General features: G+C 72.6%; 20 protein-coding genes and 2 rRNA genes (1 of these 22 running past the window's edge). 2 read left to right on the top strand and 20 right to left on the bottom strand.

The features are described from left to right. Positions 1-792, top strand: a complete 792-nt coding sequence (locus ACVGV0_RS12950; protein ID WP_459155927.1) for a DeoR/GlpR family DNA-binding transcription regulator — start codon at positions 1-3, stop codon at positions 790-792. Between the two features lie 85 nt (positions 793-877). Here ACVGV0_RS12950 and ACVGV0_RS12955 read toward each other — a convergent pair whose 3' ends face one another. Then, positions 878-2,527, bottom strand: coding sequence for a family 43 glycosylhydrolase (locus tag ACVGV0_RS12955; RefSeq protein WP_459155928.1), 1,650 nt, complete (start codon positions 2,525-2,527; stop codon positions 878-880). Positions 2,528-2,825: 298 nt separating this feature from the next. On the opposite strand from ACVGV0_RS12955, the gene ACVGV0_RS12960 reads away from it, so the two are divergent. Continuing rightward, on the top strand, positions 2,826-4,901 hold the full coding sequence (locus ACVGV0_RS12960) for a S9 family peptidase (RefSeq protein WP_459155929.1): 2,076 nt from the start codon (positions 2,826-2,828) through the stop codon (positions 4,899-4,901). A gap of 155 nt (positions 4,902-5,056) precedes the next feature. Here ACVGV0_RS12960 and ACVGV0_RS12965 read toward each other — a convergent pair whose 3' ends face one another. The 19 genes from ACVGV0_RS12965 to ACVGV0_RS13055 form a co-directional block, all read right to left on the bottom strand. Next, positions 5,057-5,899, bottom strand: coding sequence for an aldo/keto reductase (locus ACVGV0_RS12965; protein ID WP_459155930.1), 843 nt, complete (start codon positions 5,897-5,899; stop codon positions 5,057-5,059). After that, positions 5,896-7,305 carry a ribosome biogenesis GTPase Der gene (gene der / locus ACVGV0_RS12970; protein WP_459155931.1) on the bottom strand — a complete coding sequence of 470 codons (1,410 nt, stop codon included), beginning with the start codon at positions 7,303-7,305 and terminating at the stop codon, positions 5,896-5,898. Before der ends, ACVGV0_RS12965 begins: the two co-directional genes overlap by 4 nt. Next, the gene (locus tag ACVGV0_RS12975; RefSeq protein ID WP_459155932.1) at positions 7,302-7,979 is read right to left on the bottom strand and encodes a lysophospholipid acyltransferase family protein; all 678 of its coding nucleotides are present in this window, start codon (positions 7,977-7,979) and stop codon (positions 7,302-7,304) included. The genes der and ACVGV0_RS12975 overlap by 4 nt, the downstream gene beginning before the upstream one ends. After that, the gene (gene cmk / locus ACVGV0_RS12980; protein WP_459155933.1) at positions 7,976-8,710 is read right to left on the bottom strand and encodes a (d)CMP kinase; all 735 of its coding nucleotides are present in this window, start codon (positions 8,708-8,710) and stop codon (positions 7,976-7,978) included. The genes ACVGV0_RS12975 and cmk overlap by 4 nt, the downstream gene beginning before the upstream one ends. Positions 8,711-8,844: 134 nt before the next feature. After that, positions 8,845-9,603, bottom strand: a complete 759-nt coding sequence (locus tag ACVGV0_RS12985; protein ID WP_459155934.1) for a pseudouridine synthase — start codon at positions 9,601-9,603, stop codon at positions 8,845-8,847. Then, a complete protein-coding gene (gene scpB, locus ACVGV0_RS12990) occupies positions 9,593-10,375 on the bottom strand; it encodes an SMC-Scp complex subunit ScpB (RefSeq protein WP_459160004.1) in 783 nt (260 codons plus the stop codon). The genes ACVGV0_RS12985 and scpB overlap by 11 nt, the downstream gene beginning before the upstream one ends. A 137-nt stretch (positions 10,376-10,512) precedes the next feature. Further along, a complete protein-coding gene (locus tag ACVGV0_RS12995; protein WP_459160005.1) occupies positions 10,513-11,361 on the bottom strand; it encodes a segregation and condensation protein A in 849 nt (282 codons plus the stop codon). A gap of 248 nt (positions 11,362-11,609) precedes the next feature. Beyond that, entirely contained in the window at positions 11,610-12,566 is a 957-nt protein-coding gene (locus tag ACVGV0_RS13000; RefSeq protein ID WP_459155935.1) for a ParA family protein, read from the bottom strand. Between the two features lie 132 nt (positions 12,567-12,698). Continuing rightward, positions 12,699-13,640, bottom strand: a complete 942-nt coding sequence (xerD, locus tag ACVGV0_RS13005) for a site-specific tyrosine recombinase XerD (protein WP_459155936.1) — start codon at positions 13,638-13,640, stop codon at positions 12,699-12,701. Between the two features lie 3 nt (positions 13,641-13,643). Then, complete coding sequence (locus ACVGV0_RS13010; protein ID WP_459160006.1) at positions 13,644-14,300, bottom strand: NUDIX domain-containing protein; 657 nt, start codon at positions 14,298-14,300, stop codon at positions 13,644-13,646. Positions 14,301-14,444: 144 nt separating this feature from the next. Further along, a complete protein-coding gene (locus ACVGV0_RS13015; RefSeq protein ID WP_459155937.1) occupies positions 14,445-16,148 on the bottom strand; it encodes a CTP synthase in 1,704 nt (567 codons plus the stop codon). Positions 16,149-16,388: 240 nt separating this feature from the next. After that, positions 16,389-18,173, bottom strand: a complete 1,785-nt coding sequence (gene recN / locus ACVGV0_RS13020) for a DNA repair protein RecN (protein WP_459155938.1) — start codon at positions 18,171-18,173, stop codon at positions 16,389-16,391. A gap of 116 nt (positions 18,174-18,289) precedes the next feature. Next, positions 18,290-19,195 carry an NAD kinase gene (locus ACVGV0_RS13025; protein ID WP_459155939.1) on the bottom strand — a complete coding sequence of 302 codons (906 nt, stop codon included), beginning with the start codon at positions 19,193-19,195 and terminating at the stop codon, positions 18,290-18,292. Next, entirely contained in the window at positions 19,192-20,037 is an 846-nt protein-coding gene (locus ACVGV0_RS13030) for a TlyA family RNA methyltransferase (protein WP_459155940.1), read from the bottom strand. Before ACVGV0_RS13030 ends, ACVGV0_RS13025 begins: the two co-directional genes overlap by 4 nt. A 5-nt stretch (positions 20,038-20,042) precedes the next feature. After that, positions 20,043-20,273: a hypothetical protein gene (locus tag ACVGV0_RS13035; protein WP_459155941.1), complete on the bottom strand. Its 231-nt coding sequence runs from the start codon at positions 20,271-20,273 to the stop codon at positions 20,043-20,045. A gap of 87 nt (positions 20,274-20,360) precedes the next feature. Continuing rightward, positions 20,361-21,431 carry an HAD-IIA family hydrolase gene (locus ACVGV0_RS13040; RefSeq protein ID WP_459155942.1) on the bottom strand — a complete coding sequence of 357 codons (1,071 nt, stop codon included), beginning with the start codon at positions 21,429-21,431 and terminating at the stop codon, positions 20,361-20,363. Then, positions 21,428-22,798, bottom strand: coding sequence for a tetratricopeptide repeat protein (locus tag ACVGV0_RS13045; protein WP_459155943.1), 1,371 nt, complete (start codon positions 22,796-22,798; stop codon positions 21,428-21,430). Before ACVGV0_RS13045 ends, ACVGV0_RS13040 begins: the two co-directional genes overlap by 4 nt. Positions 22,799-23,442: 644 nt before the next feature. Then, a 5S ribosomal RNA gene (gene rrf, locus ACVGV0_RS13050) occupies positions 23,443-23,559 on the bottom strand. A 106-nt stretch (positions 23,560-23,665) separates the two neighbouring features. Then, positions 23,666-24,599, bottom strand: a 23S ribosomal RNA gene (locus tag ACVGV0_RS13055) (it continues 2,163 nt past the right edge of the window).

Genomic DNA, 24,599 nt, shown 5'->3' on the forward strand with positions numbered 1-24,599 from the left:
ATGAGCTCCGGACCGAAGAAGCAGTCACCGCGCCTCGCCCGCCAGCAGCGCATCGTCGACCACGTGCTGGGGCAGGGGTTCGCCAGCGCGACCGAGCTCTCGACGCTGACCGGCGTCAGCCTGATGACCGTGCACCGCGACATCGACGACCTGGTCACGCGCGGACTGCTGCGCAAGTACCACGGCGGCGTGTCGGCCCAGCCCTCCACGGTGTTCGAGAGCAGCTCCGACTTCCGCCTGCACACGCGCACGCGGGAGAAGGAGGCCCTGGCCGGGGAGGCGATCAGGTTCGTCAGCCCCGGCATGTCGGTGCTGCTGGACGACTCCACGACCGCGCTGGCGCTCGCGCGGCTGCTGCCCGACGTCGGCCCGCTCACCGTGGTCAGCAACTACCGCCAAGTGGCGGAGACGCTGCGGCAGGAGCCCGACATCCGGCTCATCGGGCTCGGCGGGGAGTACTCCCGCACGCACGACTCCTACCTGGGGCTGCCCTGCAAGGAGATGGTCAACACGTTCTCGGTGGACATCGCCTTCCAGTCCACCTCGGGGATGAACGGGCAGATGACCTTCCACCAGGAGCAGGAGGTCGTGCTGATCAAGCGCGCCATGCTCGACGCGGCCGAGAGGACCGTGCTCATGATGGACGCCAGCAAGGTGGGCCGGGCCGCGCTGCACCAGCTGGCCCCCGTCGGCCGCTTCGACCACATCCTGCTCAGCGGGGAGGTCGACGAGGAGCTGATCGCCGGCATGCGCGAGCTGACCGACGTGCGCCACGCCCCGGTCGCGAACTGACTCTCACTGATTTTGCGAATATTAACTGCTGTGGTGATAGACCGCTGCCCGGATCGGCGACGTCCGCCTCCGCTCCGCGGCGGGCTCAGCTCCGGCCGGCCGCACCGGTGTTGTCGATCAGCACGGTGGTCCGCACCGGCCGCGTCCCGCCGGGAGCCCCCGGCGCGCGGTTGACCACGTCGACGAACCGCCCGTCGGCGGTGCGCCGCTGGTAGCGCAACACCAGCTCCGCCGCGCCGGGGCGCAGGCCGCGCACCACGGCGCGGCCCGCGCGCATCTCGACGCTGGCCACCGACGCCGGGGACACCTCGGCCACGACCCGGTTCGCCGGGTGCTCCAGCGGCATCGCAGCGCCGGAGGCCGCCCGCACCTCCACCCCCACGGTGGCGCCGCCCCCGCCGGGCTCGACCACCGCGGTGTCCGCGCGCAGCGCGAACGGCGCGACACCGGACGGCAGCGGTTCGTCCGAGGTGGACTGGTGGATCGCCAGCCGCGCTCGGTCCGGATCGAGGCTCATCCGCTCGGTGTACAGGCGCCGATCGGAGTCCATGTCCGGCCGCCCGTGGTGGAGGTAGAACAACTCGGTGCCGTCGGGGCTCGCGCTGATGCTGCCGTGGCCGGTGGAGAACATGCCCATGTCCGGATCGGTGCGCAGCACGGGGTTGTCCGGACTCTTGCGCCACGGGCCCAGCGGGTGCTCGGCGACGGCGTAGCCGACGCCGTAGTGCGGGCCCGCGTAGCTGTTGGCCGAGTAGGTCAGGAAGTACAGCGGCCGGCCCTCGCGCGTGCGCGCCTTGACCACGCTCGGGCCTTCCTCCCACCGGCGGTCCTTCTTCTCCCCGCCGCTGTCGGCGTAGTCGTGGACGTGGGCGTTCTCCCAGGCCTGCTCGTCGCCGCCGTAGTCGAGGACCGGGGTGAAGCCGTCCTTGCGGACGGGGTCGCCCGGCGCGCCGTTGGCGTCGCGGTAGGCGTCGGCGATCCGCGGCGGCGTGGTGCCGGTGGGGTCGTTCCAGAAGGCGGGGTCGAGCTCGACCGCGTAGATGCCCGCTTCCTCGACGTACTTGCCGAGGTCGTGGTCCCAGACCCAGTTGCGGTAGGCGTTGCGCGAGAAGTACAGGTAGATGCGCCCGTCGTCGAACAGCAGGGTCGGGTCGATCGTGGGCACGTAGGTGCCCAGCGGGGCCGTCCGGCCCTCCTCGAGGGTCTCGGGCGGCTTGCGCTCGGGTTCGTCCATGATGAGGTTGACGTCGTGGTAGTCCGGGTCGTACGGGCGGTAGTCCAGCGGCCCGTCGCCCAGCGGCCGGAACGGTCCCGCCGGGGAATCCGCCACGGCCACGCCGAGCTTGCTCGGTTCCTCGAAGTCCGCGTACCGGAAGTGCTCGGCAGCGAGGTCGCGGCGCAGCCGGGCGGAGTAGAACAGGAAGTACTTGCCCGTCCCCGTGTTGTGGTAGACCTCCGGCGCCCAGAACCAGTCGCGGCCCCACTGCTGCGCGTCCGCCGGCAGGGCCCCGCCGGGCAGCCGCTGCCACGTCGCCATGTCCGGCGAGCGGTGGACGGCGAAGTGGTGGCCGGGGTCGGCTCCCGTCGTGGAGTAGGCGTAGTAGTAGCCGCTGGCGGGATCGTGCAGCACGAACGGATCGGCCCCCGGGGTCTCCCCGGCGTTGTGGTAGGTCGCGTTCGAGTCCCCGGTCATCGCCGCGCTCACCAGCACCAGTGGAAGCACCAGGGCGAGCATCCGCACCACCCCGGCCGGACGGTTCCCGGCGCGGTCGCCGCGCCGCTCGGCCCCACCCTCCCCGGCGCGCGCGGAGCGCGCACGCCCGCGCCGCGGCAGTCGGCGCCGAGCCGCTCGCAGCACCGCTCGCCCGCCCCGGCGGACAACCGCTCGCCTCCGGTCCGCTGCACACACCGCGCGTGATTGTTCCGCACCGATCGTGACGCCCCGTGCACGACGCGCGCAGCACCCGGACTGCGACGCGGACGAGTGAACACCTGCGTGTCGGTGCGGGGAGCGGACCTGGCAGGCTTTCGGTATGGCGTCCGAGTCGTTTCCCCGTCACAGCGCGCGGACCCAAGGCTTCACGCTGGGAGCCCCGCGCACCAGCACGGTCTGCCCCGCCGCGGACCTCGTGGTCTTCCTGCGCTCGCACGGCCCCACCGATCGGAGCAACGCGCTGTGGGCCCTGGACCTGGACACCGGCGCGGAACGGGTCCTCGCCGACCCGGCGGCGCTGCAGGGGGACGACGAACCCACCGAGGCCGAGAAGGCGCGGCGGGAGCGCGCACGCGAACGGGCCACCGGAATCACCGGCTACGCCACCGATTCCCGCGGCGGCCTCGCCGTGTTCGCCCTCTCCGGCGACGTCTTCGCCACGCAGCTGCCGAGCGGGAGCACCCGTCCGGTCGTGCGCTCGACCGACGCGGCCGACCCGCGTCCGTCCCCGGACGGGAGCCGCCTCGCCTACCTCAGCGGCGGACGCCTGCACGTGGCCACAGTGGACGGATCGGTCGACCGCGCGCTCTCCCCCGCCGAGGACGCGGCGACGTGGGGCTACGCGGAGTTCATCGCGGCCGAGGAGATGCGCCGCTCCCGCGGGTACTGGTGGTCCCCGGACGGCGAGGCGATCCTCGCCACCCGCGTGGACGAGACCCCGGTGGACCGGTGGTACCTGGCCGACCCGACCGAACCGGCCGCACCGCCCCGCGAAGTGCGCTACCCGGCCGCGGGCACGGCCAACGCCGACGTGCGCGCCGCGGTGCTGTGGTTGGACGGACGGCACGTCGACGTCCGCTGGGACCGGGTGAACTTCCCGTACCTGGTCGCCGCGCACTGGTCCCCGCACGGCCCCCCGCTGCTGGCGGTGCAGACGCGCGACCAGCGCACCCAGCTCGTGCTCGCCCTCGACCCGCACACCGGGCAGACCCGCGAAATCCACCGGGACACGGACGAGCACTGGGTCGAGATCAAGATCGGCTGGCCCGCGTGGACCCCCGACGGCCGGCTCGTGCGCATCGCCGCCGACGGTGACTGCTACCGCCTCGTGGTCGGCGACGAGGCCTGGACCGCGGCACCACTGCAGGTGCACCGCATCATCGACGTGGACGAGGACGTGCTCGTCGCCGGATCCGAGGACGACCCGGCCGAAGTGCACCTGTACCGGGTCACCGCCGACGGGCCGGAACGGCTCACCCGCGAGCCGGGGGTGCACGGCGGCACGCGGGCCGGTGACGTCACCGTCATCGCGCGCAGCGGCATCGACGCGCCGCGCACCACCACGACCGCGTACCGCGGCGCAGCGGAGGTGGCCACGCTGGCCAACCACGCCGACGCCCCGCGGATGGGCCTGCGGGTGAACCTGCTGCGGCTCGGTGCGCGGGACCTGCGCAGCGCGCTGCTGCTGCCGAGCGGGCAGGACCGCGCCGAGGGGCCGCTGCCCGTGCTGGTCGACCCCTACGGCGGCCCGCAGGCGCAACGGGTGCTGGCCCAGCAGCAGGGCTACTTCACCTCGCAGTGGTTCGCCGACCAGGGGTTCGCGGTGCTCGTCACCGACGGGCGCGGCACGGGCGGGCGCGGCCCCGCGTGGGACCGCGCCGTCTCCGGCGACCTCGCCGGCCCGCCGCTGCAGGACCAGGTCGACGCGCTGCACGCGGCGGCCGAGCAGCACCCCGAGCTCGACCTGGCGCGCGTGGCCGTCCGCGGCTGGTCGTTCGGCGGCTACCTCGCCACGCTCGGCGTGCTGCGGCGGCCGGACGTGTTCCACGCGGCGGTGATCGGGGCCGGCGTGGCCGACTGGTGCCTCTACGACACGCACTACACCGAGCGCTACCTCGGCGACCCGCGGGAGCACCCGGAGGTGTACGAGGCGAACTCGCTGCTGCGGGAGGCCGGCGAGCTCACCCGGCCGACGCTGATCGTGCACGGCACGGTCGACGACAACGTGGCCTTCGCGCACGCGCTGCGCCTGTCGCGCGCGCTGACGGCGGCGGCGCGTCCGCACGCCCTGCTGCCGCTGCCCGGGGTGACGCACATGCCGACCGACGAGTCCACCCTGGAGCAGCTGCTGCTCATGCAGGTGGACTTCCTGCACCGGTCGCTGGGGCCGGGCTGAGCACCAAGACGTCTTTGGCGGGTCATCGGACGACTGCGTTGCGGAGTAGCTGCAAGCTCCCCATCTCGACACGGCAGCTCCCAGCTGCTCCGACCGCCCACCCCGCATGGGAACCGGGCAGCAACAAACCTCCAACGAAGTCCCGTAGGCCCGAGTCAGAGGATCTCCAGCGGCACCGGCCCGGCCGGTGCGGGGAAGGCCTCGCCGAGCTCGGCCACGTCCGCTGTGGACAGTTCGATCCCCAGCGCGCGCACGTTCTCGGCCACGTGCTCCGGCGTCGCCGCCTTGGGGATGGCGCACACCCCGTCGCCGGAAAGCACCCAGGCCAGGGCGATCTGGGCCGGAGAGGCCCCGTGCCGCTCGGCGACGCGCTGCAGCGCCGCGGATCCGAGCACGCGTCCCTGCTCGATCGGCGAGTACGCCATGACCGGCAAGGAGTGCTCGCGGCACCACGGCAGCAGGTCGTGCTCGATGCCGCGGCGCGTGAGGTTGTACAGCACCTGGTTCGCGGCCACCTGGCGGCCCAGCTCGTGCTGCCACAGCTCCGCCACGTCGTCGGGGTCGAAGTTGCTCACCCCGAACGCGCGGATCTTGCCGTCGGCGCGGAGCTGGTCGAACGCCTCCAGCGTCTCCTGCAGCGGCGTGCCGCCGCGCCAGTGCAGCAGGTACAGGTCGATCCGGTCGGTGCCGAGCCGCCGCAGGCTGCGCTCGCAGGCCTCGACGGTGCCCTTCGCCGTGGCGTTGTGCGGGTAGACCTTGCTGACCACGAACGCCTCGTCCCGGCGGCCGTCCAGGGCGGTGCCGAGGACTTCCTCGGCACCGCCGCCGCCGTACATCTCCGCGGTGTCGATCAGCCGCAGCCCGAGGTCCAGGCCGTGCCGCAGCGTCGCCACCTCGTCCGAGCGGCGCGCCGCGCGCTCGCCCATGCCCCACGTGCCCTGCCCGAGCGCGGGAAGACCGCCATCACCCAGCACGCGCACCGTTGCCACCTCCGTCACCGGCTCTTGCTGCTCTCCCGCACGCGGACGGACAGCCGCACCGGGCTGCCGACGAAGCCGAACCGCTCGCGGAAGCTGCGTTCCAGGAACCGACGGTAACCCGGTTCCAACCGCCCCGTGCTGAACACCACCACGGTCGGCGGCTGCGCCTGCGCCTGCGTGGCGAACAGGATCTTCGGCTGCTTGCCACCGCGCACCGGCGGCGGCTTCGCCGCCACGAGCTCGCTGATCCAGGCGTTGAGCTGGCCGGTGGACACGCGCTGGTCCCACGACTCCAGCGCGCGGCGCAGCGTCGGCGCCATCTTGGACACCGCGCGTCCGGTGTGCGCGGAGACGTTGACCCGCTCGGCCCAGCGCACCCGCACCAGGTCCCGATCGATCTCCTTCTCCAGCCGGCGACGCCGCTCGTTGTCGACGAGGTCCCACTTGTTGTAGGCGATGACCAGGGCGCGGCCGGCGTCCTCGACCATGCTGATCACGCGCAGGTCCTGCTCGCTCAGCGGCTCGGAACCGTCGATGAGCACGATGGCCACCTCGGCGGCCTCGATCGCGTGGCGCGTGCGCAGCGAGGCGTAGTACTCGGTGCCGCGGGCGGTCTTCACGCGCTTGCGCAGGCCCGCGGTGTCCACGAACCGCCAGGTCTCGCCGCCGAGCTCCACGAGCGAGTCCACCGGGTCGACCGTCGTTCCGCCGACCTCGTCGACCACCGCGCGCTCCTCACCGGTGAGCCGGTTGAGCAGGCTGGACTTGCCCACGTTGGGCTTGCCGACCAGGGCGACGCGCCGCGGGCCGGCGCTGCGCCCCCGGTCGCGGGGTGTTTCCGGCAGCGCCTCGAGCACCGCGTCCAGCAGGTCACCGGAGCCGCGCCCGTGCAGACCGCTGACGGGCCGCGGCTCGCCGAGCCCCAGCGACCACAGCTCGTGCACCTCGTTCGCGGTGCGCTGGTCGTCGACCTTGTTCGCCGCGAGCAGCACCGGCTTGCGCGAGCGGCGCAGCACGCGGGCCACGGCCTGCTCGCCCTCGGTGATGCCCACTTGGGCGTCGACGGCGAACACGATGGCGTCCGCCGCGGCCACGGCCAGTTCGGCCTGCTGCGTGATGGCGGCCTGCCGCCCGGAAGCCTGCGGGTCCCACCCGCCGGTGTCCACGATCGTGAACCACCGGTCGTTCCACAGCGCGTCGTAGGCCACGCGGTCCCGGGTCACGCCCGGGGTGTCCTGCACGACCGCCTCGCGCCGGCCGATCAGCCGGTTCACCAGGGTCGACTTGCCCACGTTGGGCCGCCCCACCACGGCCACCACCGGCTGGGCCGGGGCGGACGGCTCGCCCTCGGCCGGTTCGAAAGCATCGGCCACCGCCCAGTCGGACTCGTCCGACCACGTGCCGTCTAGCGACTCGTCGGTCACGCTTGTTTCCCTCTCCGCTGATCGTTGTTCTGGTCGGCGACCAGCTCGTCGAGCGCGACCACCAGGTCCACCAACTCCGAGCGCACCCGGTCGGTCGCCGCACGCAGGCCGACGCGCCCCTTCTCGCTCGGCAGCTCGACGGGTTCGCCGAAGAGCACGTCGACCCGGGGCCGCAGCCGCGGCCACCGGCCCGGCCGCGCGGTGCCCCGGCACGCCACCGGGAGCACCGGCGCCTGCGCGGTGCGGGCGAGCCACGCGGCGCCGTTCTGCGCGTTGTCCACTTCACCCGTGCCGCGGGTTCCCTCCGGGAACACGGCCACGGTCCCACCGTGGCGCAGCACGCGAACCGCCGCGAGCAGCGGGGTCCGGTCGGGCTCGCCGCGGCGCACCGCCAGCTGCCCGATCCGCCGCAGGAACCACCCGAACGGACCGCGGAACATCTCCGCCTTGATGAGGAAGACCACGTCGCGGGGCAGCACCCCGAACAGCAGCGGCCCGTCGACCAGGGCCGAGTGGTTCGCCACGAGCACCACGGGACCGGAACGCGGAACCCGGTCGGCCCGGTGCACGCGCAGCCGGTAGGCGGAACCGAGCATCCGCGCGAAGCGCCGTCCGCCGCGGTGCAGCGCGAGCCGCGCGCCTTCCGGCAGGTGCTGCTGGTCTTCCTTCCTCACCCGGCCGTCCGTTCCGAGGCCGACGGGGCGCAGTCCCCGAGCAACCCCCGCGCTCCGACGAGTTCGTGCAGCCGGGTGAGCACCTCGGCCACACCGAGCTCGGTGGTGTCCAGTTCCACGGCGTCGGTGGCCTGCCGCATCGGCGAGGCGCTCCGGCCCGCGTCGCGCTGGTCCCGGCGCCGCACCTGCTCGGCGGTGCTGGGCACGTCGCCGCTGCGGCCGGCTGCGACGTCCTGGGCGGTGCGGCGCTGCGCCCGCGCGTCGGTGCTGGCCGTGAGGAAGACCTTCAACCGCGCGTCGGGGACGACGGCCGTGCCGATGTCGCGGCCCTCGACGACGATGCCGCCGGGGCCGTCGAGGGCCCCGCGCACCTCGGCGCGCTGCTGCTCCACGAGCACCTCACGCACCGCGGGGATCGCCGACACGGCCGAGACCGCCCCGGTCACCTCGGCGCCGCGGATCTCCGCCTCCACCTCGGCCCCGTCGAGCAGCACCGCGGGCCGGTCCGGCTCGGTCCGCACGCTCAGCAGGGCGGTGCGCACGACGCGTTCGACCTCGACCGCGTCGGCCGGGTCGACCTCCGCGCGCAGGACCGCCAATGTCGCCGCCCGGTACATCGCGCCGGTGTCGAGGTACTTCGCCCCCAGCTCGGTCGCGAGCCGTCGAGCCACCGTGGACTTGCCGGTACCCGAAGGCCCGTCGAGCGCCACCACACCGCGTAGCTGTGCCACCGTCGCTTGTCCCTCCCTGAACTGGCGGTCCCACCGGGGTCCATTCTGCCTGCCGGGCAGTGGTGATCCCCACGTGCCTCGGCATCGACGGCGCCGCTCGCCCCGCGCGTGCGCCGGCGGCGCGGAGGCCGGTGTCACAGCCCGACGGACTTGTACAGCGCTCCCATCTCGCGCTGGTTGAGCGGCCGGATCGCGCCGGGGCGCTCGTCGGTGAGCCGCACGTTGCCGATCGCGGTGCGCACCAGCCGCTGCACGGGCAGCCCCACGTGCTTGAGCATGCGGCGCACGATGCGCTTGCGGCCCTCGTGCAGCACGAGCTCGACCATGGCCCGCTTCGGCACCTGGTCGACGAGCTTGAAGTGCGACACGCGCACCAGGCCGTCCTCGAGCTCCACCCCCTCGCGCAGCGTCCTGGCCATGTCCTTCGGCACGGTGCCCTGCACCTCGGCCAGGTAGGTCTTGGGGACCTCGTAGGAGGGGTGCATCACCCGGTTGGCCAGTTCACCGTCGTTGGTCAGCAGCAGCATGCCCTCGGTGTCCTGGTCCAGGCGCCCCACGTGGAACAGCTTGCCGTCCTTCTTGCTCAGGTAGTCGCCGAGGCACGGGCGGCCCTGGTCGTCGGACATCGTGCAGAGGATGCCGCGCGGCTTGTTCAGCATGAGCACCCGCACGTCGTTGGTGAGGAACACCCGCGCGCCGTCGACGTGCACGGTGGCCGTGCTCGGGTCGACTCGCCGTCCCAGCTCGGTGACGGCCTCCCCGTTGACCTGGATACGGCCCTCGACGATCATCTGCTCGGTTTCCCGGCGGGAGGCCACACCGGCGTTCGACAGCGCTTTCTGCAGCCGAACGCCTTCGGCGTCGGCAGAAACGGAAGGGTCCTTAGACGTCATCAATCGCATCCACTTCGGGCAACAAGGGGGCCAGTGGCGGCAGCTCCTTCAGCGACGACAAGCCGAGCCGCTCCAGGAACAGCTCCGTCGTGCAGTACAGGAGGCCACCGGTTTCCTGATCGGTCCCGGCCTCTTCGACCAGGCCTCGACCCACCAGGGTACGGATAACGCCATCGACGTTCACACCGCGTACCGCTGCCACGCGGGAGCGGGTCACGGGCTGGCGGTAGGCGACCACGGCGAGCGTCTCCATCGCGGCGCGCGTGAGCTTGCTGCGCTGACCGTCGAGCAGGTAGCGCTCGACGTACGGCGCGTAGCGCTCGCGCGTGTACATCCGCCAGCCGTCGCCGACGTGCCGCAGGTCGATCCCCCGGTTCGCGGCCGCGTACCCGTCGGACAGCCGGTGCAGGGCCGTGCGCACCCGGGCCACCGGCTGCTGCAGGGTCTCGGCGAGCAGCTGCTCGCCGGCGGGGGCGTCGACGACGAGCAGCAGCGCTTCCAGCGCGCAGTCCAGGTCCTCGTCGGTGTCCAGGGCCGGCGGTTCGGGAGCGCTCTCCACGGCCCGGTGCGCCGCGGCGGGCCCACCGCCACCGTCCTCGGTGCCACCGTCCCCGGTGGGCCGCGTCCCGGTGGTGCCCGCGGAAGCCGCACCGGTGCCGGTGCTCTCCGCACCTGCGGTGCTGCCGGAGCCCCCGGCGTCTCCGGTGCGCCCGACGTCCTCGCCGCCTCCGGCGTCCTCGGCGGGAGAGGTGGCATCGGCCGCGCCTCCCACCGGAGGAACCCCGGGACCACAAGTATCCACAGTGGATTCATCTGGATCCGCTGTGGACGGTTCGGTCCGCTGCACCGCGCCCTCCGCCGGCGTGGGCGGTGGTGCGCCGCTCTCGTCGTGCTCGTGGGGCTGGCTGCTCACCCGTACTCCTCGTCGTCCTGTCGCGCCAGTTCCGCGTCCGCCTGCGCCCGCGCCTCCTGCAGGCTGCCGCCCGCCCACCGGATCGACAACGTGGCCAGCGGTGCTTCCTGCTCGAACAGGATCACCTGCTCGCGGTACAGCTCCAGCAGCGCCAGGAAGCGGGCGACGACCTCGATGGTGTGGCCGCAGTCGGAGACCAGACCGGCGAAGGTCGCCTCGCCGCGCTCGGCCAGGCGCACCCGCAGCAGCGCGACGTGCTCCCGCACGGAGACCTGGTGCTGGTGCAGGTGCTCCAGCGACACGGCCGGTGGCGGTTGCGGCCGGAACACCGAGGCGGCGATCTCCGCGAACCGCTCCGGGCCGACGCCCAACCGCACCTTCGGCAGCAGGTTGGCGAACCGGTCCTCCAGCGAGACCGCGCGCGGGTAGCGCCGCAGCGCACCCGCTTCCAACTCGCTGAACAGCTCGGCGACCTGCTTGTACGCACGGTACTGCAGCAGCCGCGCGAACAGCAGGTCCCGCGCCTCCAGCAGCGCCAGGTCCTCCTCGTCCTCCACCTCGGCCGCGGGCAGCAGCCGCGCCGCCTTGAGGTCGAGCAACGTCGCCGCGACGACGAGGAACTCGGTGGTCTCGTCCAGGTCCCACTGCTGCCCGAGAGCTTTGGTGTAGGCGAGGAACTCGTCGGTGACCCGGTGCAGCGCCACCTCGGTGACGTCCATCTCGTGCTGCGAGATGAGCTGCAGCAGCAGGTCGAACGGCCCTTCGAAGTTGTCGAGCCGCACGGTGAACCGCCCGCCCGAGCCGGACTCGTCCGCCTCCGGCTCGCCCGCGGCGAGTTCGGACAGCTCGGAATCGGTCACGCGGCGGCCCCCTGTACGACGGTGTTCTCCGGCGGTGCCGCGGGCCAGGAGGACACCGGTCCGCGTCCCGGCCCCTCGGCCGCCCCTCCCCGCCGGGCTGCGGCGCGGGAGGGGCGTGCGCACCGGACCCGGCGATGATACTCCGCGGCCGCACCGGCCGGACCGCCCGTTGCCGGTCGGCGCCCTGGTCCCCCTGCCGCCCGCACCCCCTCCGAGCAGGCAGAACGGGCGCCTCAGCGCGCGATGACCTCCCGCGCGAGCGAGCGGTACGACTTCGCCCCGGCCGAACGGGGAGCCCATCGGGTGATCGGCTCGCCCGCCACCGTCGTCTCCGGGAACCGCACGGTCCGGTTGATCACGCTGTCGAAGACGATGTCACCGAACGCCTCCACGACCCGCTGCATCACTTCCCGCGAGTGCAGTGTGCGCGGATCGAACATCGTGGCGAGGATCCCGGAGATCTCCAGGTCCGGGTTCAGCCGGTCGCGCACCTTCTCGATCGTGTCGATGAGCAGCGCGACACCGCGGAGGCTGAAGAACTCGCACTCCAGCGGGATGATCACGCTGTGGGCCGCCGCCAGCGCGTTGACCGTCAGCAGCCCCAGCGACGGCTGGCAGTCGACGAGGACGTAGTCGTACTCCTTGGCGGCGCTGCGCAGCGCCCGCTGCAACGCCTGCTCCCGCCCCACCTCGGCGACGAGCTGCACCTCGGCCGCGGACAGGTCGATGTTGCTCGGCAGCAGATCCATGCCGTCGACCGAGGTCTGCTGGACGATCTCCTCGAGCTTCGCCGAGCTCTCCATGATCACGTTGTGGATCGTGCGGTCCAGCTGGTGCGGCTGAACCCCCAGCCCCACCGACAGCGCACCCTGCGGATCGAAGTCCACCAGCAGCACGCGGCGGCCGTACTCGGCCAGCGCCGCCCCCAGGTTGATCGTCGAAGTGGTCTTGCCCACACCGCCCTTCTGGTTGCACATGGCCACGATGGACGCAGGGCCGTGCCCCTCCAGCATCGGCGGTTCGGGGATCTGGCGACGGGGCCGTCCGGTGGGCCCGAGCCCGCGGGCCGCCCCGGGCGCGAGGTCGACCTCCTCCTCGGAACTCGATCCCGTTCCGGTCGAATCCGGGGCGATGCTCAGGTCGACCGCGCCCCGCGACCGCCCATCGGCGGAGGGCTGCGGTTGCGACATGGCGATCCTGACTCCTTCGTTAGCCGGTGGCGATCACAATGCAGCCTAGGTGGCGTTCACGACCTGCGGCAACGCGCCTCGCCGTGGTGTGCCGAACAACCGTCCGGCGCAGCGGCCCGATTCGCCCGACCGCTAGCCTCGGGCGCGCGGGTGCGACGTCGCGTAGACCTCGCGCAGCGTGGTCACCGTGACCATGGTGTACACCTGCGTCGTCGCCACCGAGGCGTGGCCGAGCAGCTCCTGGACGACCCGCACGTCGGCACCCCCCTCCAGCAGGTGCGTCGCGAAGGAGTGCCGCAGCACGTGCGGCGAGACCTCGCTGGTGATCCCGGCGCGCTCGGCCGCGGCCTTCAGGGCGTGCCACGCGCTCTGCCGCGACAGGCGCGATCCGCGGGAATTGAGGAACACGGCGGAACTCCCGCGCCCCCGCGCGGCCAGAACCGGACGAGCGCGGACGAAGTAGGCGTCCAGCGCCTCCAGGGCGGGCCTCCCCACCGGCACCAGGCGCTGGTGCCCGCCCTTGCCGGTGAGGATCACCGCGCGCTCGTCCACGTCCAGGTCGTCCACGTCCAGCCCCACGGCTTCGGAGATGCGCGCGCCCGTGGAGTACAGCAGCTCCAGCAGGGCCCGGTCGCGCAGCTCGTGCGGGCGCTGCCCGGCGGCGTGCTCCAGCAGCCGCGCGACCTCGTCGACCGCCAGCGCGCGCGGCAGCGACCGCGGTGGGGCCACCGGCGCCACCTCGCGCGCCACGTCCGCGGCCAGCATCCCCTCCGCCTGCGCGAAGCGGTGCAGCCCGCGGGCCGCGACGAGCGTGCGCGCCACCGAGGACCGCGCCAGCGGACGGCGGTCACCGCTCGGGTGGGACAGGTCGGCCTGGAAGTCGGCCAGGTGCTGCGCCGCGACGGACGCGAGGTCGGTGACGCCGCGTTCGGCCAGGAACGCCCCGTAACGCCGCAGATCCCGCCGGTAGGCCTCGAGCGTGCTGCGCGCCGCGCCGCGCTCGACCGTCAGGTGCTCGAGATACCGGGTGATGGCCGCGCGCACCGCCTCCGGCAGCTCCTCCTGATCCGGCACGGTTCACTCCGCACGCTCGTGCCCGGCCGCACCGCCCCGCTGGGCGAACCGGCGCGGCCGGTCCTGCCACGAGGCGTCCGCCGGCCGCGGTCGGTGGACCCCGTCCCGCACGGCCCGCGCCGCCAGCAGCCCGGACACGGCGGGGGCGTTGACGATCTCCCCGTCGAAGACCATGGCCACGGCCTCGTCGAGCGGCACCGACGTGACCGTCAGGTCGGCCTCCTCGTCGGCCGCGGCCGGCGGGAGGTCCACCGCGCGCAGCTGCCGCGCCAGGAACACCCGCACGCTCTCATCGGTGAAACCGGGCGAGGAGGCCACGTCCACCAGCACCGACCACTCGTCGGCGTCCAGGCCGACCTCCTCGGCCAGCTCGCGGCGCGCCGCCTCCACCGAGCTCTCCGCGTCGACGTCGAGCAGCCCGGCCGGCAGCTCCCACAGCCGCCGTCCCAGGGGGTAGCGGTACTGGTGGATCAGCGTGACCCGCTCGTCCTCGTCGAGGGCCAGCACCGCCACGGCCCCGTAGTGCTCGACGACCTCGCGCCGCGCGCGGCGACCGCCGGGCATGTCCACCTCGTCGGCCCGCAGGGCCAGGATGGTGCCGACGTAGATGTCCTCGCTGCCGGCCACGGTGAAGTCGTGCGCGCCGTTGGTGCGCCCCACGCCGCCCGGTGCGGCGCCGGCTCCCGCCCTGTCGGTTCGGGTGCTGTCGGTTCCGGTGTTGTCGGCTTCGGTGTTGTCCGCGTGCACGCGGCCCAGCCTAGTACCGATCAGCGCTGCAGGGCCCGCACCGGCGGCGCGGCCAGGTCAGGAGGCGCCCGACGTGCGTGGCGCCTCGGGCAGGTCCACCGGCAGCCGCTCGGCCGCGCGGTAGTCCAGCGCGGCGCGCACGAACGCGGCGAACAGCGGGTGCGGCCGGGTCGGCCGGCTCTTCAGCTCGGGGTGGGCCTGGGTGCCGACGAAGAACGGGTGCTGCTCGCGCTCGAGCTCGACGAACTCGACGAGCCGCCCGTCCGGCGAGGTCCCCGAGCACAGCAACCCGGCCTTGCGCAGGTCCTCCCGGTAGTTGTTGTTGACCTCGTAGCGGTGCCGGTGCCGCTCGGCGATGTCGGACTCGCCGTAGGCCTCGCCCACCAGCGAACCGGGCTCCAGCCGCGCCGGGTAGGACCCGAGCCGCATCGTGCCGCCCATGTCGCGGTCCCCGCTGAGCACGTCGCGCTGGTCGGCCATGGTGCTGATCACCGGGTGCTGGCAGGGCTCCTCGAACTCCGCCGAGTTCGCCCGCTCCAGCCCGGCCAGCGAGCGCGCCGCCTCGATGACCATGCACTGCAGTCCCAGGCACAACCCCAGCGTGGGGATGCCGTTCGTGCGGGCGTACCGGAGCGCGCCGAGCTTGCCCTCGATGCCGCGGACGCCGAAGCCACCGGGCACGAGCACGCCGTCCATGCCGGCCAGCGCCTGCGCCGCGCCCGACTCGGTCTCGCACGAGTCGGACGGCACCCAGGAGATCTCCACTTTGGCCCGGTGGTGGAAACCGCCCGCGCGCAACGCTTCGGTCACCGACAGGTACGCGTCGGGCAGGTCGACGTACTTGCCGACGAGCGCGATCCGCACGCGCTCGGACGGGTTGTGCACGCTGTCCAGCAGGTCCGTCCACACCGACCAGTCGACGTCGCGGAACGGCATGCCGAGCCGGCGCACCAAGTAGGCGTCCAGCCCCTCGGCGTGCAGCACCCGCGGGATGTCGTAGATCGACGGGGCGTCCGGGCAGGCGACCACGCCGTCGGTGTCCAGATCGCACATGAGCGCGATCTTGTCCTTGAGGTCCTCCGGCAGATCGCGGTCGGCGCGGCAGACCAGCGCGTCCGGCTGGATGCCGATGTTGCGCAGCGAGGCCACCGAGTGCTGCGTCGGCTTCGTCTTCAGCTCGCCCGACGGGGCCAGGTAGGGCACCAGCGAGACGTGCAGGAAGAAGCAGTTGTCCCGCCCCACCTCGTGGCGGATCTGGCGGCAGGCCTCCATGAACGGGAGCGACTCGATGTCACCGACGGTGCCGCCCACCTCGGTGATCACCACGTCCGGCGCTCGTCCGCTGTCGTCCGGCTCGCCCATCGCCATGACGCGCGACTTGATCTGGTCGGTGATGTGCGGGATCACCTGCACCGTGTCCCCCAAGTACTCGCCGCGGCGCTCCTTGGCGATCACCGACGAGTACACCTGCCCGGTCGTGACGTTGGCGTTGCGCGTCAGCGCCCGGTCCAGGAACCGCTCGTAGTGGCCGATGTCGAGATCGGTCTCCGCCCCGTCCTCGGTGACGAACACCTCGCCGTGCTGGAACGGGTTCATCGTCCCAGGGTCGACGTTGAGGTACGGGTCCAGTTTCTGCATCGTCACCCGCAGGCCACGAGCCGTCAGCAACTCACCCAGGCTCGCCGCGGTCAGACCTTTGCCCAGCGAAGAGGCAACGCCCCCGGTCACGAAAACATGCTTGATCGCGCGTGCGTGCGGCACCAAAAAGCTCCCCGTGGTTAAGCCGTCGCCGGGCTGTCGTCCCGCCCGGTTCGAAGGATCTCTCTGCACTGTGACGGTTGCGGCTGCTTGGCCGGGCCCGTCGCTCCCACGGAATTCCAGCCTATCGCACGAGTTCACCCGAACGCACCGCCTGGTGCAGGCCGCGTACACCTCCCGGCCGGTTCCCCCGCGGCCGGGCGGCGGACCCGCCCTGCCCAGCGGCGGACCACCGAACCGCGATCACGACCCGCGCTCGCGGGAACGCCCCCGGCGATAGCGGGCCTTGTCCCGCTCGGCGGTGTGCAGCAGCTCCTCGGCGTGGGCCCGCCCCGTCTCGGTGGAGTCCAGCCCGGCGAGCATGCGCGCCAGCTCGGCCACGCGTTCGTCATCGGCCACCGTGCGCACGTCGCTGCGGGTGAGCCCTTCGTCACCATCGCCCTTGTCGACCACGAGGTGGCGGTCGGCGTAGGCGGCGACCTGCGGCAGATGCGTGACCACCACCACCTGGTGACTGGCGGCGAGCCGGGCCAGCCGCCGACCGATCTCCACCGCGGCGCGGCCGCCGACGCCGGCGTCGACCTCGTCGAACACGAGGGTGGGCACCGTGTCGGCGTCGGCGAGCACCACCTCCAGCGCGAGCATCACGCGGGAGAGCTCACCTCCCGATGCCCCCTTGTGCAGCGGTGCCGAGGCCGCCCCGGAGTGCGGCAGCAGCCGGAGCTCGACGTCGTCCACCCCGTCCCTGCCCGCGTGCAGCACCGCGTCATCGACGGTCAGCGCGTGCTCGTCGCCGGTCTCGGCCGTCCGCGGCCGCACCGCGACCTCCAGCCGCGCCTGCGCCATGGCCAGGCCCTGCAACTCCTCGGTCACCGCCGTGGCGAGCCGTTCGGCGCTGCTGCGGCGGATCTCGGTCACCGCCCGCGCGTGCCCGACCAGCTCGCCGGCCAGCTCGTCGCGCCGGCGCGCCAGTTCGGCCAGCGCCTCCTCCGAGGTGTCCAGGCCGGCGAGGCGCTCCCGCGCCTGCTCGGCCCAGCTGAGCACACCGTCCACATCAGCGGCGTACTTGCGCGTCAGCTGCTTGAGCTCGGCCTGGCGGGCCAGCACCTGCTCCAGGCGGTCCGGATCGGCGTCCAACCGCTGCAGGTAGGCGCTGAGCTCCGCGTCGACGTCGGCGAGCACCGTCGCGGCCTCGGCCACCCGGGGCTCCAGGTCCCGCAGCTGCTGGTCCTCGACACCCCCGAGCGCCCGCCGCACCTGCCCCAGCAGGCCGAGGGCCCCGGGCAGGTCGGGATCCCCGTCGGCCGCTCCGGACAGGGCGGTCTGCGCCACCGCGGCTTGCTCCCGCAGCTGGTCCGCGTCGGAGAGCCGCCGCGCCTCGGCCACCAGCTCGCCGTCCTCGCCCGGTTCGGGCGCCACCGACTCGATCTCGGACAGGCCGTGCCGCAGCAGGTCGGCCTCCCGGGCCATCTCGCGGGAGCGCTCCGTGCGCTCGGTGAGTTCGCGGATCGTCGCGGCCCACTGCTCCCGCACGCGCCGGTACTCCGCCAGTGGCTCGCGGATCTCCTCACCGGCGAAGCGGTCGAGCACCGCGCGCTGCTCGCCGGAGCGCAGCAGGCGCAGCTGATCGTTCTGCCCGTGCACCGCGAGCACCTGGTCGGCCACCTCGGCCAGCACGGTGTTCGGCACCGACCGCCCCCCGAGGTGGGCCCGCGAGCGCCCGTCACCGGACACGCTGCGCACGGCGATGAGACTGCCGTCCTCGTCGGTCTCCGCGCCCGCGTCGGCCCCGGCCTTGACCGCGTGCGCCGCAGCGTCACCCTCGAACCGGCCCTCCACCACGGCCCGCTTCGCACCGGCCCGCACGCGCGAGGAGTCCGCGCGCCCGCCGCCGAGCAGGTGCAGCCCTGTGACCACCATCGTCTTGCCGGCCCCGGTCTCACCGGTCACGACGGTCAGGCCCGGGTGCAGCTCGAGCGTGGCGTCGTCGATGACGCCCAATCCCTGGATGCGCATCTCCGCCAACACAGCACGCACCCTAGCGGGTGATGATCCGCCTCGGCGCGGTGCCAGGCCCGCGGCCGCCGACCACCCGAGCGGCGCCACCCGGCCGCCCGCAGACCGCGCGACTCCGCCGCTGCCGGTCACGGGCGTTCCGGTGCCGCGGCGGGACCGCGCCAGCCCTGGACCGGCAGCTCGAACTTGCGCACCAGCCGGTCGGTGAAGGCGGTGTCGTGCAACCGCACCAGGCGCAGCGGCTCGCCCCCGGCGACCACCTCCACCCGCGAACCGGGCGGCAGGTCGACGTGGCGCTGCCCGTCGCAGGACAGCACCGCGTCGTGGCCGTTGTGGTCCACCTCCAGCGCCACCAGCGAGTCCTGGGCGATCACCAGCGGGCGCGCGAACAGCGCGTGCGCGTTGCTCGGCACCACCAGCAACGCGTGCACCTCCGGCCACACCACGGGGCCGCCCGCCGAGAACGCGTAGGCCGTGGACCCGGTGGGGGTGGAGCACAGCACGCCGTCGCAGCCGAACGCGGAGACCGGGTGCCCGTCCACCTCGACGACGACGTCGAGCACGCGCTCCCGGCTCGACTTCTCCACGCTCGCCTCGTTCAACGCCCACGTGCGGCACAGCACGTGGCTGTCCAGGCTCGCGGTGACCTCCACGGTCATCCGCTCCTCGACGGTGTAGCGGCCCTCGACGACCGCGCGGACCGCCTCGTCCAGCGCATCGGAATCGGCACCGGCGAGGAAGCCCACCCGGCCGAGGTTCACGCCGAACACGGGCACGCCGCTGCCGTAGGCCAGGTCCGCGGCGCGCAGCAGCGTGCCGTCGCCGCCGAGCACGAGGACCAGCTCGGTGCCGACAGCGGCGTCCCTGCCCGGTGCGACGACCTTGTCGTAGCACTCCGAGTTCAGCAGCGGCGCCTCCTCGGCCAGCACCCGCACGCGCATCCCGGCGCCGATGAGCTGCCCGGCGACCTTCTCCGCCGTGCGCAGGTTGTACTGCTTGCCGGAGTGCACCACCAGCAGCACTTCGCGGGTCACGTGGCACTCCCTTGCCGGTGCGCGCTTGCATCGACGTTCTGCGGACCGCGGCGCACCGCCTCGCGCACCGCCGAGGCCGCGTCGACGCCGCTGTCCGCCGCCCGCAGCCAGGCGAAGAACTCGACGTTGCCGGACGGCCCGGGCAGCGGGCTGGCGGCGACGCCGCGCAGGCCCCAGCCGTGCTCCTCGGCGAACCGGACGACGTCCAGCACCGCCTCGGCGCGCAGCTCGTCGTCCCGCACCACGCCGCCGGAGCCGAGGCGCTCCCTGCCCACCTCGAACTGCGGCTTGATCATCGGCAGGAGATCGGCGCCCCCACGGGCGCAGCTCGTCAGCGCCGGCAGCACCAGCCGCAGCGAGATGAACGAGAGATCGGCCACGATCAGGTCCACCGGCTCGCCGATCGTCCCCGGTTCGAGGAACCGCACGTTCGTGCGCTCGTGCACCTGCACGCGTTCGTCCGTGCGCAGCTTCCAGTCCAGCTGGCCGTAGCCGACGTCCACGGTGACGACGCTGCCCGCCCCGCGCCGCAGCAGCACGTCGGTGAAGCCGCCGGTGGAAGCGCCGGCGTCGAGGCAGCGGCGCCCGGCCACCGACAGCCCCCGGGGTTCGAAGGCCTCGAGCGCGCCGAGGAGTTTGTGCGCGCCGCGCGAAGCCCACCGGGGGTCGTCGTCCTCGGCGACGACGACCGGGGCGTCCCGCTCGACCGCCGTCGCCGCCTTCCGCGCCACCATGCCCCGCACCGTGACGCGCCCGGCGGAGACGAGGTCGTTCGCGTGTTCGCGCGAACGCGCCAGTCCGCGACGAACCAGCTCAGCGTCCAAACGAGCCCTGCGCGGCACCGGTGTCAGCTCCTGTCGCTCGTCCCCGACAAGTACGTGTCCGCGGTGCTCAACGCGTCCGTCAACGCGTTGTGCACCGCTTCGAAACGGCGCACGTGCTCGGCCACCGGCCGCTCGCGCGCAGCGTCGAGCTCCGCGAGGGCCGTGTGGATGGCCGCGATCACCGCCTCCTCGTCGCCGTCCGCCGAGGACGCGGCCGCCGGGACCTCGGGGTCCGGATCCTGTGGACCTGTCATGCGTCCACGCTAGCGGAATCGTCCGGCCCGAGGACATCACGCCCGCGGGCACGTCCGGTCAACGCCGCCTCCGCGAGACGCACCGCATCACGGTCCCTCCGGGGTCCCCGAGAGCCCCAACCGCGCGAGCACCTCGCGGGCGCCCGCGTCCCGCGCCCGCACCGCCACCGGGCCGCTCCCGGCGCTCCACCGGGCCGCGCACAGCGACCGCAGCGCGGCGAGCTGCTCCGCACCTCCCCCGGATCCCTCCGGGACCTCGGGGGGCTCGGGGGGCTCGGAGTCCTCGGGGGCCGAGGACAGCTCGACCACGTCCCCGGACACGCGACACGGCCACGCCGGATCCGCGGCGATGCGCACCCGCTCGGGCGGTTCGTGCAGACCGGACAGGTCCGCGGCGAGGTACGCGGGTCGCTGTTCCGGGCCGGCGGCGAGCAGGTCAGCCGGGCGGCTGACGCCGGTGAGCACGAGCATGCCGGGCATGCCGGCACGCACGGCCCCGGCGATGTCGGTGTCCAGGCGGTCCCCGACGAACAGCGGCGATCGCGCACCGGCGGAGCGCGCCGCGGTGTCCAGCAGCGGGCGTTCCGGTTTCCCCGCCACGCGGGGGTTCCGACCGCTGGTGGCCTGCAGTGCGGCGACCAGGGAACCGTTGCCGGGCAGCTCGCCGCGTTCCGTCGGCAACGTCGCGTCCATGTTGGTCGCGATCCACAGTGCGCCCTCGTGCAACGCCAGCGCGGCCTCGGCCAGATCCGACCAGGTGATCTCCTGGGACAACCCCTGCACCACCGCGACCGGGTCCTCGGCGTGCCTGCGGACCGGGTGCAGCCCTGCCTTGTCCACTTCGGACTCGAGGGCCGCCGACCCCAGCACGAGCACGGCCGAGCTCGCGGGCAGGAGCTCGGCGAGCACCGCTGCCGCCGCCTGCGGACTGGTGCTCACCTCGACGCCGCGCACCGTCAGGCCCAGCTCACCGAGCTGGTGTGCCACGTCCTCGTCGGACTTCGACGCGTTGTTCGTGACGTACCGGAGCGCGACCCCGCGCCGCTGCACCTCGCGGATCGCCTCCGCGGCGCGCTCCACCAGAACACCGCCGCGGTACACGGTTCCGTCCAGGTCGAGCAGCACGGCGTCGTGCCCGGACAGCACGCTCTCCGTCACTCCTCCGACCCGTCCTCGGCGAGGGCGGACTCCCCCTCGGACGCTGCGGCTCCGCCGGCGCCGGGGGAATCGGAGCGCTCCGCGCCCGCGTTCGTCCCGGACGCCCCGGCCCCGTCCCCGTGGTCCTCAGTGCCGTGGTCCTCAGGGCCGTCGTCCTCAGCACCGCCGGCATCGGAGCCCGAGCCCTCGATGGCCTGGTTGACGAGCTCGTTGGCGACTTCCGGACCACCCAGCCGCTCCACCAGCTCGTCGAGGCGCCCAGGAGCGTCGGTGTCCTCCTCGTCGTCGGCGTGCGCCGCGTGCACGAACCAGGTGAAGGACTCCTGCACGCGGCCCGCCGCCAGCAGGTTGTCGGCGTAGGCGTAGAACAGGCGCGCGCTCCACGGGTCCTGGCGCTGCGGGTCCAGCTCCGGGATCTGCAGGCTGACCACCGAGGCGTCGATCTCGCCGAGATCGCGCCGCGCCCCCGCGGCGACGATCCGCAGTTCGATCGCCTCGGCCCGGCCCAGTTCCGCGGCTTCCGGACTGCGGCTGAGCTCGATCGCCCGCTCGGGGCGGCCCATCGCGCGCTCCGCGTCGGCCATCAGGGCCACGTGCCCCGGTCCGCCGGAGAGCCGGCGGGCGGTGCGGAGCTCGTTGAGCGCTTCGTTCCACTCGGAAGCGTTGTAAGCGGCAACGCCGGCGGCCTCGCGCACCGAGGGGATGCGGGAGGCGCGCTTGCGCGCGTACCGCGCGTGCTCCAGGGCCTGCTGCGGATCGCTGTCGAGCAGGTAGCCCGTGGCGAGCAGGTGGGCGGCCACGTTGTCGGCCACGTGCTTCGGCAGCGGGCGCAGCTCGCGGCGCACCTCGTCCTGCACCTCAGCAGGATCGATCTCTTCCGGCAGCGTCGGCTCGACCGGGCCGGAATCGGTCGTCTTGGACGCCTCGGTCCGCGCCGGAGCCGAGCGGGACTTGTCCGTGCGCTGCTTCTGCGACTCCCGGTTCTGCCGTTGGGGAGGCTTCGATCCGGGGGCGTTCTTGGAACCTGCCTTGGTTCCCGCGGGGCTCTTCGGGCCGCGTCCGCCCTTCGGACCCTGAGCGCCCTTCGGGCCGTGCTCGCCCCTCGGCTTGTCGAACCCCTTCTTCCCATCGCGTTTCGGAGGTCGCCCCGCGCCACCACCGGAACCCGCGAAGTCCGGTTTGCCGCCCTGCTTGCCGTCGCGCGGCCCCTGCTTGCCGTCGCGCGGCCCCTGCTTGTCGCGGGGACCCGGCTTACCACCCCGGGAGTGTTGCGGCTTCTTCGGATCGTGGCCGCGGTTCTGGTCCTGATTACGGCCGGCACCGGCCCCATGGCGAGCGCCGCTGCGCCTGTCTTCGGAACCGGACACCGAACCTCCTGAACTCGGAAAAAATCGATTGCTCACAGCTGAACCCATTTTATCGGGTCCCGGCGCAGCACCGGCGCTGCCGTGCCCGCGGCTGATGCGCACGCCTCACTCGCCCGACCACGCGGGGAACCAGGCCGGGTCAGGCCGAAGCAGTGAGCATCGAGAACAGCGCCCGCGGTCTGCCAGCACGTGCGCCGGACCACTCCTGAACCCGCCGCACCCGCCGAACCGTTCGGGACTGCCGAACGCTGCCGCGGTGACCCGCCGCCGGGCCGGTGCGAGCTCAGCAGTCCGGAATGCCGCGCTGTCCTGGCAGGGGCAGCCAGGGCGGAGGAGCACGAACACCACCATGCGGTGCTCGCCGTCCCGGAACTGGACCACCGCGCGGCTGCGCCCCGCACGCGCCGCCCGCCAGCCGAAACACGGCGACCACCCGGATCCCGGCCGGCCACGCACACACAAAGAGAGGGGCGCGGGCGAGACCCCGACCAGGAGTCACACCCACACCCCACACGGCCCAACACAGGCCCACACACAACGAAAAAAAGGGGTGGAGTCGGAGCCCCCACCCCAGCCGGGAAAACCCCCTGGTCCTCCCAGCGTGGACGGGCTCAACAACCCCACCCCTTCTTTTTTTCGTGTTGTGTCGGCGGCGCCTTACTCTCCCACACCCCACCGAGTGCAGTACCATCAGCGCAGGGAGACTTCGCTACCGGGTTCGGAATGGGACCGGGCCTACCCCTCCCGCCATAGCCACCGACAACCCCACACCCCACCACCACCGTGGTGGGGACGATGCTTGAGAAGCCGATCAGCAGGTGTGAACACCCCACGCATCACCCCACCCAACAGCCCACAAACAGGGGAGTTGGTAAGTCACTCGGCTGATTAGTACTCGTCCACTCACAAACACATTACTGCGCTTCCATGCCAAGCCTATCCACCCAGTCATCTCCTGGGAGCCTTAACCCACATGGGGAGGGAGACCTCATCTTGAAACAGGCTTCCCGCTTAGATGCTTTCAGCGGTTATCCCTTCCGAACATAGCCAACCAGCCCTGCCCCTGGCGGGACAACTGGCACACCAGAGGTCCGTCCGTCCCGGTCCTCTCGTACTAGGGACAGCCTTCCGCAAGTCTCCTCCGCGCGCGGCGGATAGGGACCGAACTGTCTCACGACGTTCTAAACCCAGCTCGCGTGCCGCTTTAATGGGCGAACAGCCCAACCCTTGGGACCAACTCCAGCCCCAGGACGCGACGAGCCGACATCGAGGTGCCAAACCCTGCCGTCGATACGGACTCTCGGGCAAGATCAGCCTGTTATCCCCGGGGTACCTTTTATCCGTTGAGCGACACCCCACCCACACAGAAGTGCCGGATCACTAGTCCCTGCTTTCGCACCTGCTCGACCCGTCAGTCTCACAGTCAAGCCCCCTTCTGCACTTACACGCACCGCCTGATTCCCAACCAAGCTGAGGGGACCTTTGGACGCCTCCGTTACCCTTTAGGAGGCAACCGCCCCAGTTAAACTACCCACCAAGCACTGTCCCCAATCCGGATCACGGACCAAGGTTAGATGCCCAGAACGACCAGAGTGGTATTTCACCAACAACTCCACGAACACTGGCGTGCCCGCATCACAGTCTCCCACCTATCCTACACAAGCCGCACCAAACACCAATACCAAGCTGTAGTAAAGGTCCCGGGGTCTTTCCGTCCTGCCGCGCGAAACGAGCATCTTAACTCGTCATGCAATTTCACCGGGCCTGTGGTCGAGACAGCGGAGAAGTCGTTACGCCATTC

This window comes from Salinifilum ghardaiensis, from assembly GCF_054491345.1.

Bases quoted from the DNA above. Each gene is read 5' to 3' on its own strand.
- ACVGV0_RS13000 (WP_459155935.1), bottom strand. From the start codon at position 12,566: ATGTCGCAACCGCAGCCCTCCGCCGATGGGCGGTCGCGGGGCGCGGTC.
- ACVGV0_RS12985 (WP_459155934.1), bottom strand. From the start codon at position 9,603: ATGACGTCTAAGGACCCTTCCGTTTCTGCCGACGCCGAAGGCGTTCGG.
- ACVGV0_RS13035 (WP_459155941.1), bottom strand. From the start codon at position 20,273: ATGACAGGTCCACAGGATCCGGACCCCGAGGTCCCGGCGGCCGCGTCC.
- ACVGV0_RS12960 (WP_459155929.1), top strand. From the start codon at position 2,826: ATGGCGTCCGAGTCGTTTCCCCGTCACAGCGCGCGGACCCAAGGCTTC.
- ACVGV0_RS12955 (WP_459155928.1), bottom strand. From the start codon at position 2,527: ATGCTCGCCCTGGTGCTTCCACTGGTGCTGGTGAGCGCGGCGATGACC.
- ACVGV0_RS12950 (WP_459155927.1), top strand. From the start codon at position 1: ATGAGCTCCGGACCGAAGAAGCAGTCACCGCGCCTCGCCCGCCAGCAG.